Raw genomic sequence first — 13,851 nt, 5'->3', positions numbered from 1 at the left:
CCATGGGGCAGGAACGATGCGTCGCGATCAGCGCAACAGCGACGGGTTCTCAGGCCGGAGCCACTGCACTCGGCTCTTTGCCTTCCGCGCTCTGCATGCTGCGTCATGCATGCCGCATGAAGCATGCAAAATACCGCCTGGCATTCAGCATCAAGCATTCAAAACGCAAAACGCAAAACGCAAAACGCAAAACGCAAAACGCAAAACGCAAAACGCAAAACGCAAAACGCAAAACGCCGGATCCCTGATGATCTCAAGGACCCGGCGCTTCCTCACTTCTTATCCCTACGCCAACGCGACCACGCCGTTCGCCCCGCGCACCGTCTCTCAGTTCTTGCCCTTCGGCCTGCAAGTCATGAAGAACTGCGAGCTCATCCACCACGGCGCGATGGGCAGCGGACTGAGCTGAGTCGCATCGATCCGGAAGCGCTTGCTCACGACATCGCGCAATTCGCGGAAGTCGAAGCCCTTGTGCGTCGTGCGCGGATTCTCGGGCCGGCTCACGCGGATCCCGACCATCGCCTTGAAGAATTCAGCCGGCGAATACTCGGACTGCAACGAGCGGCTGCGGATCATCCAGTTCGAGACCTTCGGTCCAATCGCGAGTCCGTACATGATCGGCACCGAGATGACAAACGCGCCGTTCGGTTTGAGAATCCGCGAGGCGTCGTCGAGCAGGGCATCGAGCTCGTGATCGTAGAGATGTTCGCAGACCTCGAATGCAGTCAGCACATCCACGCTGTTGGCCGCCACGGACTTGAGCGACTCCGCGTACTTGATCTCCGGAAACGCCGGCGCCATGAACATGTCATGACCGATAAGCGTCACGTCCGGACGCGTTTCGCCGAGGGCATGCAGGAACAGCCCCGGTCCCGCGCCGAAATCCGCGACCGTGCCGCGCTCCGGGCACAATTCGCTGACCAGATTGATCGCCATCGACATTCTCGTGCGATGGGCGAAACGAGCGAGCGGATTGCCTGAATTGACGGTTTGTTCTTCGTATGAAATCTCGCGCATCAAAAACTCCCCACGTGGTTTTATCGGCCTGATGCTCCGGTGGCGCGCCGCGATATTCACTGTTCGTTCCGGGCGATAGTGCCGGGACTCGCTGCCCCGCGCAATCGGCCACGATAGCCGTTGACCGCCGAACTCAAGCCGCCTGCCGCCATGCCGTCGAGTGAGCCGGCGCGGTCGCATCGCACCCTGCATCAAGGCGCTTTCAAGACGTGGAGACTACAGGAAGAGCCACGCGCCGCATGCGATGAGCGCCACACTCCAGAGCCAATCGATGTTGATCCAGCCGCTGCGCAGAAAGCCCAGGCCGCCGCGCGCCTGCACCGACATCGCGATCATCGAGATCAGCGCGATCACGGCGAGCATCGCGCCGGTGTGCACGAACAGTGCGAGCGCGCCCGCTTCGTAGGCCCCTTCGGAGATCCCGCCGGTGCAAAGCGGCAGCAGCGCGGGCACGAGCATTAGCCCGGCGCCGTGCGCGCTCGACATCACGAACGACCAGAGTGCGAGCCCGGCAAGCCCAGTGCGCATCCCGACCGTCGGTCTCCCGCGATGTCCGCGCCAGGCACGCCACACGCCCCAGCCAATAAGCACCGCACCGCAGCCGCGCGCGAGCACGTCGTGGCCCACCGCCATGCCGAGCGTGAGCGCACCCGCCAGCACCAGTGCGACCGAGGCGGCATGCCCGAGCGCGATCGGCACGAGCGACACCAGCGCGACACGCCGGCTTCGCGCATAGAGGCCGAGCGCGACGGCGAAGAGCCATCCCATGGCGGGATTGAGCCCGTGGAAGGCGCCGAGGCTCGCAGCCGTGAGCAGCAGCGCGGGCGAGGCAGGATCCATGCGGGCGGCTCGCGGCGCGTCAGGGGTAGCAGAACGAGTCCGACGAGCAATCGCCGCCTTGCAGCCGGATCTGATGCGGCCGATGTCCCTTCGGCCAGTCGATGAAGAACTTCTCGTCGACGGACAACCCGCCATCCGCGCCGGCATCGAGCTTGACCATCCAGCCGTCGATGCCTTCGGGATAGAACTGCGCATCCACCGCGCCGTACAGCGAGTTCGTGAAGTACACCCGACGGCCGTCGCGGCTCACTTCGACCATCTGCGGGCCGCCGTTCAGCGCGCCGTTGGCCGCGCCCGGATGGGTCGCGCGAGACACCACGCCGCCGATGCGCACCTTGCCCGTCAGCTTCGGCGCGAACGGATCGGACACGTCGTACTGCAGCATGTCGCCGGTGCCCCAGCAGGACACGTAGAGGAAGCGGTCGTCCATCGACAGATCGATGTCCGAGACGAGCGGCGGCACCGCATTGAAGCCTTTTAGCAAGGGCGGAAGCTGATCGGCGTCGGCGGGCTCGGCTGGAATATCGATGATCTTCCTGACCGCCCACTTGTCCTTGTCGCGGTACCAGGTCCAGATCGACGACGACAGATCCTTCAGACTGATCACGCAATTGACGAAGCCGTAGGCCTTGGTCGGATCATGCGCGGGACGCAGTTCGAAGACGAGCTGATACTCGTCGCCGAAATCGATCTCCTGAATATGCTTGCGCTTCGTGAAGTCCCAGAAATGCAGCTTGCGGCCGTACTTCGCGCCCAGCAGCAGATCGGGCACGAGGCCGTTCTCGAAGGTGTCCGGCGTGCCCCATTCGCTCGTGACCATGGTGTCATAACCGAGATGCCACCAGCCGTCGTAGGCAAGCTGCTGCGGGCCGCGGTCGACTTCCCAGCGGCCGAGCGGATCGAAGCTCTGCTGGTCGAGCATCAGCACGCCGCCGGGCGCCTGGCCCAGGGCGTTGCCAAGCGCCGTGATATAGATTCCGCCCGGCCCGCAATGCACGGTGTGCGGCCGCGTATAACCGGTTTTTTCGGCGAGTTCCGCAGGCTCGATCGTCTTCACGATGACGGGCTTCTTCGGATCCGGCTTCGTATCGATGATATGGATGCGCGATGAACGCAGCCCCGGCACCACCAGATAGCGCCGCTCCATATGGGGATGCGGCGCATTGGGACACAGACAGGATGAACACGCGTTCCAGCCGAAATGATGCAGCTCGTCGCCGGTATCGGGCATGGCGATTTCGCCGACGATCTTCGTATAGTCCGGCGAATCCGGATCGACATCCACCACAGCGATCTTGTCGGGTGCGCGGCGCTCGGGGTCGAAGGTCGCCACGTACGCGAGCGTCTCGCGCGGCGCCTTCGCTGCAAGACGCGGGGAAGGGTAGAAGCTCGGATCCGGTTTCCATGTGGCCATGTGCCTCTCCAGTCATCGGTTCGCCTGCCAAGCACTATAGGACACAAGCGCTTGACGTGCTCCCGGCCACGCGGGCCGCCTGGGTGAAGAAGTCGGACCGGCAAGCGCATCGCGGCCTAGAATGCTAGGTATCGTCCCTTGACCGACGGGAGATTGCAATGACCGAGCCGATGATCAGCGTGATGGCGGGAGTGCTTCTGTTGTTGTGCATCGCGGCGGTGCTCGTGATGAATCGCCGGCATCCGCATATTCATACGCCGCGGCCGCGCTGGCTGGATTCACATCCGCAGCGCGACTGGCTGCACCGACATTGAGCGTGCAGTGCAGCATGCAGCGCGCCGGCATGGCCCGCTGCCGTATGCATGAAATGAAGTGAAGGGTTCGTGTGAAACGCCGATCAGCGGCGCGGGCCTTTCATCGCTTCGGCTTCCATGGCGGCATGCCATTCCTCGCTGTTCTCGATCGGATCCATGCCCTCGTCGATGAATGCCGATGCCCGTTCCGCCACGCCGCGCGTTTCCTCTTCCGTTTCCTCGTCGGCGAAGATGTCGTCGTCGGGAGGCGGCTCCAGCATGTCCTGCAGCATTGCCTCCAGTTCGGGCGTTTCCCACGGTTCGCCGCGCTGCTTTCGCTTCTTGATGTAGTGCCGGATCTCGGCGTCCTGCTCGGGCGTCAGCGGTAGTCCGCGAAAGGTGCGGTTGCCGTCGAAGTCACTCATGATCGCTCCTTGCACACTCAGCCTGTCATCGGTTTTCAGGCGTCCCTAGTGTAACGCCGGTCGTGCCGCCCACGTCGTTCGCGCTCGGTTTAAAACGCAGGAGCGCGCTTGGTTAGGGCTTCACGAACTTGAGCGTCATCCGGTCCGATTCGCCGATCCCGGCATAACGCGCGCGGTCGACATCGCCTCCCTTGAAGGTCGGCGGCAACGACCATACGCCGTGGGGATAATCCTTCGTGTCGCGCGGATTGGCATTGATCTCGCTGCGTCCGGCGAGCACGAAGCCCGCGGCGGTTGCACGTTCGATCACGAACACCTCGGTCACATAACCCGTATCGATCATCTGCTGCACGCTCGTTCCCGGCCGCGCGCGATGTTCCTCGACGCCCAGTTCGCCGCCATGCTGGAGGGCATCGTAGAAGGCCTTGAAGTTGGCATCGACCTGTGCGTCCTTGATCCAGTTATGGATGTTGCGGAACGTGAGCACGCGTGCAAACCGTTCATGCGCGTCGAAGCCGATGAAACGGCCCGCGTGCAGCGTGCCCACCTTCACGTTGCCATAGAGCGCGGGCGTGGCGGCGAGCTTGCGAAGGTAGGCGGCATCGGTGTCGCTGTCCTCGGCGGCGAGATCCGCGGACGTGCTGAGATACTGCGCCTCGTAGAGCTGCCCCGCATCGTGCAGATACGGCGCGAGTATGTCCGTGTACCATCCGCCGCCCGGCGCAATCTCCAGCACCGCTTGCGTCGGAGCAAGATCGAAGAATTGCAACGTCTCTTTCGGATGCCGGTACACATCGCGCGCACGTGCCTTGTCGCTGCGTTGCGGGCCGGCGATCGCGGCATCGAGCGATGTCGTGGCCGCGGCCTGCGAAGCGGCAGGCGCGCTGGATGACGATGCAGCGCATCCGCTCAGCACGAGCGCAGAGAAGACAGTGGCAAGCGCGACGGCGCGCGCACGGTGCAGACGGGCAGTATCCATGGGATTGAAAGCGTGACGGGGAAGGGGACACCATACGCGTTTCCGCCCGAGCCTGCTGCGCGCCGGAGACGTCGTATAGAATGGCGCCCCCGATTGCCCGCAATCGCCCTCATCGATATTCCGCGCCATGTGGTTCAAGAATCTCCAGCTTCACCGTCTTCCCGCTCACTGGTCCGTCACGCCGCAACAACTGCAGCAATGGCTCGCGCCGCTCGCGTTCAGCGCGGCGTCGAGCATCGAGAACGAACGGCGCGGCTGGGTCGCGCCGCGCGGCGACGGCGAACTCGTCTATGCGACGAACCGCCAGATGCTCATCGTGTATCGCGCGGAAAAGAAGTTGTTGCCGTCGTCGGTCGTCACGCAGTTCGTCAAGGAACGCGCGGCCGAACTCGAAGAGCAGCAGGGCTTCAAGCCCGGCCGCAAGCAAATGAAGGAACTGAAGGAGCAGGTCACCGACGAACTGCTGCCGCGCGCCTTCAGCATTCGCCGCGATACGCGCGTGTGGATCGATCCGGTCAACGGCTGGCTCGCGATCGATTCGGCCTCCGCCACGGTGTGCGACGACATCATCGGTCTGCTGGTCAAGTCGGTGACTGATTTGCCGCTCGCGAGCGTGCGCACCGCGCGTTCACCGGTATCCGCGATGACCGAGTGGCTCCTGTCGGGCGACGCGCCCGGCGGCTTCACGCTCGATCGCGATACCGAACTGCGCTCGACCGGCGAAGGCAACGCGACGGTCCGTTATGTCGGACATGCGCTCGAAACGGAGGACATGCGCCGTCACATCGAAGCGGGCAAGCAGTGCATGCGGCTGGCCATGACGTGGGATGACCGCGTGTCGTTCGTGCTGACGCCGTCGCTGACGCTGAAGCGCGTGACCGCGCTCGACGTCATCAAGGAAGCCGCCGATCCCACCGCCGCCAACGACGACGAACGCTTCGAGTCCGATTTCATCCTGATGACGGGCGAACTCGCGCGCATGCTCTCGGCCATCACCGAGGCGCTGGGCGGCGAAGAGGACTTGCGCGCGGCGGCCTGATGCTACCGTTTCGGCTTCACGCCGATGCCGAAGCCGAAGCCGAAGCCGAAGCAAACGCGTAGCCGTTCTTGCCGTTGCGCTTGACGGTGTACATGGTGTCGTCGGCGGCGGCGACGAGGCGCCAGTAATCGTCGACGCGGTCCGGATAGCTGGCGATGCCGATGCTCGCGCGCACGAGCGACAAGCCCATCTGCGTATCGGTCTCGTGCACGCACGCGATGATGCGCTGTGCGATGGCGGCCAGTTCGCTGTCGCTCGAAAACGACTGCACCAGCAGCGCGAACTCGTCGCCGCCAATACGCGCCACCATGTCGCTGCCACGCACCGTCTGGCGAAAGCGGCGCGATACCGCGATCAGGAATTCATCGCCGATACGGTGGCCGCGCGTGTCGTTGACCCGCTTGAACCCGTCCAGGTCGATATACAGCACCGCAATGCGTCCATTGCCGGCCGCGCGTTCGCTGGCCGCTTCCTCCAGCGCGGCAAACAGCTTGCGGCGGTTCGGCAGGCCGGTCATCGGATCGTGCAGCGAGGCCTGCTCGAATTCGTTCGAGAGGCCGACCAGTTGCCGGTTGCGCTTGGCATACATGCCGAGCGCGGTGATCAGCACGCCAAACACGATGGCCGAGAGCGCGATCAGCGTATGCGACACGCTCAGGATGCGCGCGCGCACGTCCGCGCTCGTGCGGTCGCGTTCGGTGCGCCAGTAGGCGTAGGTGGAATCGAGCGCGCTGCTGGCTTCGCCGAGCGCTGCCGACGGCGCCAGCACGGACGCGGGCAGCGCCGGCGCCGGCTCCGGACTCGATGAGATCAGCGCATGCAGCGCCGCCAGCCGCGCGGCGAGTTCGATGCGTGCTTCGCGATAAGCCGTGCGATGCGGGTCGCCGACGGGCGCATCCTGCAGGGACAATGCGGTCGCACGGGCCGCGCCCGCGCGTTCGACTGCCTCGAGCACGAGCCCCACGTATTCCTGCTGAAGCTGCGCGGAGAAGATCGCGCGCACCTGAAACGCCAGGAACAGCAGACCCATCAGAAGACACAGCAGCGCGGCGCCCGCGAGCGGCGCCGGGCCTCGCGCACGCGCCCGCCGGAACGCGTGTTCGAGCACGCGCCGCGAACGCATCGCGAGGGTCTCATCAGGGACGGGAATACTCCTCTCGCTGACGGGTCGGAACATTGTGTCGATAGCTCACTCGATGAAAGAACGCGCCGACGCGGGCAAACAATCCACCCTCGGGCTTGGCATGCGCGGTGTGCCGGCGCGCCGCGCCGGCCTGATTGGCCTGCGGCGTGCGATTGCTGGTCTGGGCCGTCTGCTGGACCGCGGCGCCGTTGGCGCGGCGCGTCGTCGCGGCGGTCTGTGCGGGCGCGGTGCCTCGGGGTGTCGCGGCAAGCGCGGTGGCCGTCGCGAGTTCCGTGGTGCCGACCGCATCCTGTGAATGGTCGTCGTCGGCGGCTGCAGCGACGGTCGTCGGCGCATCCGTGGACGGCGAGGCCGTGTCGAGCGGCGTCGCCGTCACGTTCGCCGAGGCATCGCCGCTCGTGTTGCCCACATACACCGCGGGCGCGGCTCCGGGCGCCTCCACGACACCCGCCGACTGCGTTTGCGCGGCGATCACCGGCTGCTCGATGCCGAGCGTCTTGCGCGCGCTCGCCATCGCTTCGGCATAAACGCGCTGATCGTGGTTGAACCACATGCCGTAGCCCACGGTGCCCAGCACGCCGATGCCGAGCGCACTCGCGGATGCCATCCACAGCGCCAGCCGCCCGAAGCGCAACGGCGCGCGCACGGGCGCAGGTTCATCGCCGAAGTCGGGCTCCGGCGGCGGCAGGTTGATGACGCTTGGATCGTTCGCCGGGCCGGGATGGGCCTCGAAACGCTCCTCGGGGGGTAGCTCAGCATGGTGAGGCATGTCAGCACTCTCCAGAACGTATGGGTCGGACGGCGGGCGCATGGCAGCGCGCACGCCCGGTCAGGCAGCCGCACGGGACGACGGGCACTCGCACCGGAATCAGCCGAAGCAGGAACGGTGCGGCCATCGCCCGGTTCAGCGCAGATGACTCATGCGCGGAACGCGGCATCGCCGGGCCGGCCGCTCCGGCCGGCGCTCTTTGGGCCGATCAATACAACTGCCGTCCGATGTCACCATGAATCCGGCGGCATCGGACAGTCGAACATGTGGCGGAAGGTGTCGCGCGTGAGCGGACCGACGAATTCGACATCCCCGGCAAGCCCCTTGCGCAGGGGCGTCCCGCATCGCGCGACACGACAACGAAGTATCTCCAACAATCTACATAGCAGGCTTCGTTCCAGCCCCAAAAATGGAGTGCTCCGCATACCTCATTCTTCAGAGGACCAAGCCGGGCGTATGTGAGCTGGCGCACATACGAATCGTGCGGCTCGCGGGCTTCACGGAACGCATGGGCATTCGTGGCCTGGAATTGTTAAAAGTTCACATGGATTCTCGAAGTTTCACCATTCGGGATGACCTTAACGGTCAGCTTTCAGCTTTCGTCGAGTCATCACGACGAGCGCGATGCCGCCGAGTGTGGCAATCGAACTCGTCACGAGCCGCGCGCCGAGCGTTTCGCCGAGCAGCAGCACGCCGCCGACCGCCGTGATGACCGGTACGCTCAGTTGCACGGTGGCGGCCGTCGCGGGCTTGAGGCCTTTCAGCGCGGCATACCAGACGACATAGCCAAGGCCGGAGGTCAGCGCACCGGAGGCCGCGGCATAGCCGAAGCCGGCGGCATCGAAGCGGGCCTGCTGGGCCGCGAACGCTGCGATGGAAACCGCCGCCGCGAACGGCAGCGCGCGCAGGAAGTTGCCGGCGGTGGCCGCGACCGGATCGGCGAGGCCGCGCCCGCGCAGCGAGTACACGCCCCAGCCGACACCCGCCGCGATCATGAGCGCCGATGACAGCGGGTCCGGCGCCGTCAGTCCCGGCAGCACGAGCCAGACGAGCCCGGCGAGCGCGAGCAATAGCCCGAGCCATTGCGCGGGTGCGAGCCGCTCTCCCGTCGCTAGGCCGTAGCCGATCATCGTCGCCTGCACGGCGCCGAACAAGAGCAGCGCGCCGGTGCCGGCCGGCAGCCGCACATACGCATAGGAAAACATCGCGGCATAGACGATCAGCGCGAGCGCGGACATCCAGCTGCCGGCGGCTGGCGCTTCGGCGTGCCGGTCACGGCCGCGCGCCAACAGGAGCGCCGCGAGCAACAGCGCCGCCGACGCGATGCGCACCAGCGTGAAGGTGGCCGCGTCGATCTGCGTGCCCTTCAGCGCGAGCCGGCACAGCAGCGAGTTGCCGGCAAAGGCGAGCATCGCGCTGCACGTCAAGAGGGCCACGCGCGCGTTCGGTGACGAGCGTGACGAGCGCGCGCGGGAGGCGGCATCGGAACGGGGCTTGGACATCGGCGGCACGGAGGACGGGGCGCTTCACTGTAGCGCACGCATGCTCAATCCGTTCAGTCCGTCGTGAAGCCTTGCGGCGGGGTATCGGCTTCGTGGCCGAAGCGCTCGAATTCGGAGATGACCTGGGCGCCGAACAGCAGCAGCGTCGCCAGCGCTTCGAGACTGAACAGCACGACGATCGACGTCGTCAGCGAGCCGTAGACCACGCTGACCTGCGAGAGCGTCGCGAAGTACCACACCAGCACGTGCCGTGTGATTTCCCACAACACGGCCGCGACGACGCTGCCGAGCAGCGCCAGCCGCAGCGAAGGGCGTCCGACCGGCATCACGAGATAGATCGACGTGAGCACGAAGACTTCGCCCGCGAAGCCGAGCAGATAGAGCAGCAGCCGCGACACGCCCTTGAGCGACACCTCGATGCCGAGCAGATCGATGGAGTTGCTGCCCATCGCCTGGAGTCCGTTGGAGACGAACGTGACAATCAGCATGCCGACGCCCAGGAACAGGATGTAGCAATACGGCAGCAGGGCGGAGAGCAGGAAGTGGCGCCGGCGGATGGCGACGCGATGCACGAAGATCACCGACATCGCGTTTTCCAGCACGGTGAAGGCGAGGGAGCTGAAGAAGATCATCGTGACGAGCAGCACCCAGCCGAGCACCGCGCGATGTGCGAGGAAATTGGCCAGTTCGCGCACGATTGCACGCGCCTGTCCCGGCACGAGCCATTCGAGCAGATGAGCGAGGGTGTCGAGCAATTCCTGCTGTCCGACGAAACGCGACAGCACGATGACGATCAGGATCAGCAGCGGGACGATGGAGAGCAGCGCGTAATACGCCACCGCGCCCGCCAGCAGAACGCCCTGGTTAGCGCGGAAGGCCTTCAGCGTACGCAGCGCGAAACCAAACGGATGACGCGCGACACTACGTACTTGCGGGCCCAGTACCGGGCCGAGAATCCGGGACATGCCACCTCCGCGCGGCGCGCACTGCGCATCCTTGGCGAAAGAGCAAGTTCCACGCCTATGGCAAAGGCTTAAGCGCGTTCAGCTTGTCCGGCGTGCTTCGCTGCGTGCCGCGGCCTGCTGCGCGGCTTCTTCGAAAGCGAGATCGAGGAGGGTATCGACGTCTTCAGCGGGCAGTTCGGTGGCGTCGATATTACGCAGGCGGCAGAACAGCGCCAGCGCTTCGGCGGCGGCGGAGAAGGCGTTGTTCATGTCGCGGGAGGGGAGGCGTCTTTTTCTCATGGTGTGCATAACGGCAAGGGCACGATCGGACTTTAACGCGGTGAAAGCTATGGTAAGCACCGTCGATGTCCGTTCACCTTCGCCAGTGGATGAACTACTCTTGCCCTTGAGCCGTGCCCCGATTTATGTCCCGATTGTTGCCCCGAGCAGTTCGACAGTCCGCTTCCGTATCGGTCCAGGAGGACGCCATGTCAGCCACCCCTGCAAGCTCCGCCCATGCCGCGCTGCCCGGCGCCGACACCGAGATCGTCAATCCCGACGAGCGGCTCTACAACCACGACCTCGCGCCCGTGCCGCGCTCGAAGCGCACCTGGAACGGCTACAGCATCTTCGCGATGTGGATGTCGGACGTGCACAGCGTCGGCGGCTATACGTTTGCCGCAAGCCTGTTCCTGCTCGGCATCTCCGGCTGGCAAGTGCTGCTCGCGCTGACCATCGGCATCCTGGTCGTGTATGTGCTGATGAACTGGGTCGGCAAGCCGAGCCTCGTCCACGGCATACCGTTCCCCGTGATGGCCCGCGTCTCGATGGGCGTGATGGGCGCCAATCTCGCGGCGCTGATTCGCGGCGTGGTGGGCATCGTGTGGTATGGCGTGCAGACCTACTTCGCTTCGAAGGCCGTGGCCACGCTGCTGCTGTTGTTCGTGCCGTCGGTGGCCGCGTGGCGCGACACCAGCTTTCTCAGGCTCGACATGCTCGGCTGGGTGAGCTTCCTCTTCATGTGGCTCCTGCAGCTCATCATCTTCCAGCGCGGCATGGAGATCATCCGCAAGTTCATCGACTTCTGCGGGCCGGCGGTGTATGTCGTGATGTTCGTGCTGATGGGCTGGATCCTCTATCACGCCGGTCTCGGCAGTCTCAATCTCACGCTGTCGGGCAAGGTCCTGTCCGGCGACGAACAACTCCACGCGATGATCAACGCCACCCTGCTCGTGGTGAGCTACTTCGCGGCGCTGCTGCTGAACTTCGGCGACTTCTCGCGCTTCGCCAAGAGCGAGCGGCAGATGAAGGTCGGCAATTTCCTGGGCCTGCCGTTCAACTTCGTCGCGTTCGCCATCATCACGGTGATCGTCACCGCGGGCAGCGAGAAGGTCTTCGGCACGATGATCATGGACCCGGTCGAGATCGTCTCGCGCATCGAGAACAAGGTGTGGGTCGCGATCGGCAGCATCACTTTCATCATCGCGACGATGGGCATCAACATCGTCGCCAACTTCGTCTCGCCGGCCTACGACATCGCCAATCTGTTTCCGAAGCACGTGGACTTCAAGAAGGGCGGGCTGATCGCGTCGGTGCTCGCGGTGATGGTGTGTCCGTGGATCTTCGTCGACAGCCCCAAGGCCATCACCATCTTCGTGTCGGTGTTCGGCGCGGTGCTTGCGCCGATGTACGGCGTCATGATGTCCGACTATTACCTCATCAAGCGCCAGCAGGTGCAGACCGCCGATCTCTACACGATGCAGCCCGGCGGACGCTTCCACTATGACGGCGGCTGGAACAAGGTCGGGCTGGCGGCGCTGGTGTTGTCGGGGATCGTGTCGGTCGGCTGGGAGCTCTCGACGCAGATGCTCAAGCTCCTGCCGCCCAACAATCTCGGCTGGCTGATCGGCGCGGCGGCGGGCGCGCTGCTCTATGTGCTGTTCATGCGCCTCGCCCATCGCACATGAGCGCACCTGATCCGTCTCACTTGATCCATTTGCGCACGTCCTGCTCCCAGTCGGGCTGGCCGCAGTTCGGCGGGTTTTCCGGCCCGAGCACGGTGATATAGCTCTTCGTCTTCATGCACGCCTCATAGGCGCGGATCTGCGTGCAGCGGCCTGCGCCGGCCTGCTTCGCGGCGGCCTTGCAGGCGGACATCGCGCTGTCCATGCCGGTGAAATCGGCGTCGCCGCTGTCGTTCCAGGGCGGCGGGCTGGCCGTCGCCGAGAATTCGACCGGCGTGCTGCACGCGGCGAGCAGCAGCGCGGCAGCGGCGGGGAGAAGGCACGAGTGGACGAGTCGGTTCATCATCGTTGGAACTCCGGTTTTAAGCTCTTGTTGAAGGCGCGTGATCCGCCGCCTATTATTCCCCGCTGTCGCGACGTGCGTCGGCTTTTTGTTCGAGCCGCTGCGCGCGTGAGCCATTGGCCTGTTCACCTCACTCTGGAGCATTGGATGAAAGCCGTGCTGCTTGCCCGTGTCCTGTCGTCGTGCCTGGTCATTGCCGCCTGCGCGGCGTTCGCGCCGTCCGCGTCCGCCGAGAATGTCTCGTTCGGCCCCGACCAGTTGTGCGGGCTGCACAGCGCGCGTCCCGACCAGCCGCCCGCAGCGAAACAGGGCACGGTGCAGGGCCGCAACGGGCCGATCGGCTATGCGCGGTTCGGACACGGCAGGCCGCTGCTCCTGATCACCGGCTATCGCGCGACGCTCGGCGAATGGAACGCGTATTTTCTCGGCGAACTGGCGAAGCATCGCGACGTGATCGTCTTCGACAATCGCGGCATCGGCGGTTCGACGATCGTCGCCGGACACTACGGCGCCGATTACTCGATCCGCGACATGGCCGCCGATGCCGCCGATGTCATCGCGGGCCTGAAGCTGTCGCAGGTCGATGTGGTCGGCTGGTCGATGGGCGGCATGATCGCGCAGCAGCTCGCACTCGATGCGCGCGACAGGGTCGCCTCGCTCACGCTGATTGCCACCGCGCCGCCCGGGCCCGACGCGGTGCCGACGCCGCCCGAAGTGCTCTCGGTCCTGTCGGGCGGGGGCAAGGACGCCTTTGCGCGCATCATGGGCGTGCTGTTTCCCGCCGACGCGGTGGCGGATGCGTCGCGCTGCTTCGTCGGCGACATGTTCGCGCCGACGGGGTACAAGGGCCGGCCGGTGCCAGACGCGGTCGCGGTGCAGCAGGACCGGGCGATGCAGGGCTGGTTCGCCGATCACACCGCCGCCGCGGCGTTGCGGCGTTCGCCGGTGCGCACGCTGATCATCGAGGGCGCGGACGACGCGGTGCTGCCCGACGCCAATGGCCGGGCGCTCGAGCAGTTGATTCCGCGTTCGCGGCTCGACGTCGTGGCGGATGCCGGGCACGCGCTGATGTTCCAGTATCCGCTGGAGCTGGCGCGGCATGTGGATGCGTTCGTCGGACGGTGAAGGGCGCGGGTCGGGCGACGAATTGAGACGCCCGAGCAGACCAACGATCCTCC

Annotated in this window: 16 protein-coding genes; 5 read left to right on the top strand and 11 right to left on the bottom strand. The window is 65.3% G+C overall.

Translation table 11 applies throughout. The features are described 5' to 3' along the window. The first annotated feature begins 2 nt into the window (after positions 1 to 2). The gene (locus tag QCE83_RS07290) at positions 3 to 248 is read left to right on the top strand and encodes a hypothetical protein (protein ID WP_309808399.1); all 246 of its coding nucleotides are present in this window, start codon (positions 3 to 5) and stop codon (positions 246 to 248) included. Between the two features lie 79 nt (positions 249 to 327). Here QCE83_RS07290 and QCE83_RS07285 read toward each other — a convergent pair whose 3' ends face one another. From QCE83_RS07285 to QCE83_RS07275, 3 genes are all read right to left on the bottom strand, one after another. Then, positions 328 to 936 carry a methyltransferase domain-containing protein gene (locus QCE83_RS07285; RefSeq protein WP_309808398.1) on the bottom strand — a complete coding sequence of 203 codons (609 nt, stop codon included), beginning with the start codon at positions 934 to 936 and terminating at the stop codon, positions 328 to 330. 297 nt (positions 937 to 1,233) lie between these two features. Further along, the gene (locus tag QCE83_RS07280; RefSeq protein WP_309808397.1) at positions 1,234 to 1,857 is read right to left on the bottom strand and encodes a hypothetical protein; all 624 of its coding nucleotides are present in this window, start codon (positions 1,855 to 1,857) and stop codon (positions 1,234 to 1,236) included. A gap of 19 nt (positions 1,858 to 1,876) precedes the next feature. Further along, positions 1,877 to 3,271 carry a selenium-binding family protein gene (locus tag QCE83_RS07275; protein WP_309808396.1) on the bottom strand — a complete coding sequence of 465 codons (1,395 nt, stop codon included), beginning with the start codon at positions 3,269 to 3,271 and terminating at the stop codon, positions 1,877 to 1,879. A 158-nt stretch (positions 3,272 to 3,429) separates the two neighbouring features. Between QCE83_RS07275 and QCE83_RS07270 the strand changes: the two genes are divergently transcribed. Next, positions 3,430 to 3,585: a hypothetical protein gene (locus QCE83_RS07270; RefSeq protein ID WP_309808395.1), complete on the top strand. Its 156-nt coding sequence runs from the start codon at positions 3,430 to 3,432 to the stop codon at positions 3,583 to 3,585. Between the two features lie 83 nt (positions 3,586 to 3,668). Here the strand turns inward: QCE83_RS07270 and QCE83_RS07265 are convergent, their stop codons facing one another. Together QCE83_RS07265 and QCE83_RS07260 are read right to left on the bottom strand one after the other, a co-directional pair. After that, positions 3,669 to 3,989 (bottom strand): hypothetical protein, encoded by a 321-nt coding sequence (locus QCE83_RS07265; protein ID WP_309808394.1) that lies wholly within the window; start codon positions 3,987 to 3,989, stop codon positions 3,669 to 3,671. A gap of 112 nt (positions 3,990 to 4,101) precedes the next feature. Next, positions 4,102 to 4,968 (bottom strand): methyltransferase, encoded by an 867-nt coding sequence (locus QCE83_RS07260; RefSeq protein ID WP_309808393.1) that lies wholly within the window; start codon positions 4,966 to 4,968, stop codon positions 4,102 to 4,104. A gap of 127 nt (positions 4,969 to 5,095) precedes the next feature. Between QCE83_RS07260 and QCE83_RS07255 the strand changes: the two genes are divergently transcribed. Next, on the top strand, positions 5,096 to 6,007 hold the full coding sequence (locus QCE83_RS07255) for a recombination-associated protein RdgC (protein WP_309808392.1): 912 nt from the start codon (positions 5,096 to 5,098) through the stop codon (positions 6,005 to 6,007). A gap of 16 nt (positions 6,008 to 6,023) precedes the next feature. On the opposite strand, the gene QCE83_RS07250 is transcribed toward QCE83_RS07255, so the two are convergent. The 5 genes from QCE83_RS07250 to QCE83_RS07230 all read right to left on the bottom strand — a co-directional run bounded on the left by QCE83_RS07250 (position 6,024) and on the right by QCE83_RS07230 (position 10,636). Further along, positions 6,024 to 7,130: a GGDEF domain-containing protein gene (locus tag QCE83_RS07250; protein ID WP_309808391.1), complete on the bottom strand. Its 1,107-nt coding sequence runs from the start codon at positions 7,128 to 7,130 to the stop codon at positions 6,024 to 6,026. A gap of 13 nt (positions 7,131 to 7,143) precedes the next feature. After that, positions 7,144 to 7,920 carry a hypothetical protein gene (locus tag QCE83_RS07245; RefSeq protein ID WP_309808390.1) on the bottom strand — a complete coding sequence of 259 codons (777 nt, stop codon included), beginning with the start codon at positions 7,918 to 7,920 and terminating at the stop codon, positions 7,144 to 7,146. Between the two features lie 578 nt (positions 7,921 to 8,498). Next, positions 8,499 to 9,422 (bottom strand): DMT family transporter, encoded by a 924-nt coding sequence (locus QCE83_RS07240; protein WP_309808389.1) that lies wholly within the window; start codon positions 9,420 to 9,422, stop codon positions 8,499 to 8,501. 53 nt (positions 9,423 to 9,475) lie between these two features. Continuing rightward, the gene (locus tag QCE83_RS07235; protein ID WP_309808388.1) at positions 9,476 to 10,387 is read right to left on the bottom strand and encodes a YihY/virulence factor BrkB family protein; all 912 of its coding nucleotides are present in this window, start codon (positions 10,385 to 10,387) and stop codon (positions 9,476 to 9,478) included. A gap of 78 nt (positions 10,388 to 10,465) precedes the next feature. Continuing rightward, positions 10,466 to 10,636: a hypothetical protein gene (locus QCE83_RS07230; protein WP_309808387.1), complete on the bottom strand. Its 171-nt coding sequence runs from the start codon at positions 10,634 to 10,636 to the stop codon at positions 10,466 to 10,468. A gap of 218 nt (positions 10,637 to 10,854) precedes the next feature. Between QCE83_RS07230 and QCE83_RS07225 the strand changes: the two genes are divergently transcribed. After that, the gene (locus QCE83_RS07225; RefSeq protein ID WP_309808385.1) at positions 10,855 to 12,333 is read left to right on the top strand and encodes an NCS1 family nucleobase:cation symporter-1; all 1,479 of its coding nucleotides are present in this window, start codon (positions 10,855 to 10,857) and stop codon (positions 12,331 to 12,333) included. 16 nt (positions 12,334 to 12,349) lie between these two features. Here QCE83_RS07225 and QCE83_RS07220 read toward each other — a convergent pair whose 3' ends face one another. Further along, on the bottom strand, positions 12,350 to 12,676 hold the full coding sequence (locus tag QCE83_RS07220; RefSeq protein ID WP_309808384.1) for a hypothetical protein: 327 nt from the start codon (positions 12,674 to 12,676) through the stop codon (positions 12,350 to 12,352). Between the two features lie 144 nt (positions 12,677 to 12,820). Between QCE83_RS07220 and QCE83_RS07215 the strand changes: the two genes are divergently transcribed. Beyond that, positions 12,821 to 13,798 (top strand): alpha/beta hydrolase, encoded by a 978-nt coding sequence (locus tag QCE83_RS07215; RefSeq protein WP_309808383.1) that lies wholly within the window; start codon positions 12,821 to 12,823, stop codon positions 13,796 to 13,798. Positions 13,799 to 13,851: the final 53 nt, after the last annotated feature.

The sequence above is a fragment of the Caballeronia sp. LZ034LL genome (assembly GCF_031451215.1).
GTDB lineage: Bacteria > Pseudomonadota > Gammaproteobacteria > Burkholderiales > Burkholderiaceae > Caballeronia.
Note: the sequence above shows the minus strand (reverse complement) of the source record. Positions and strands in the feature narration are given on the sequence as shown.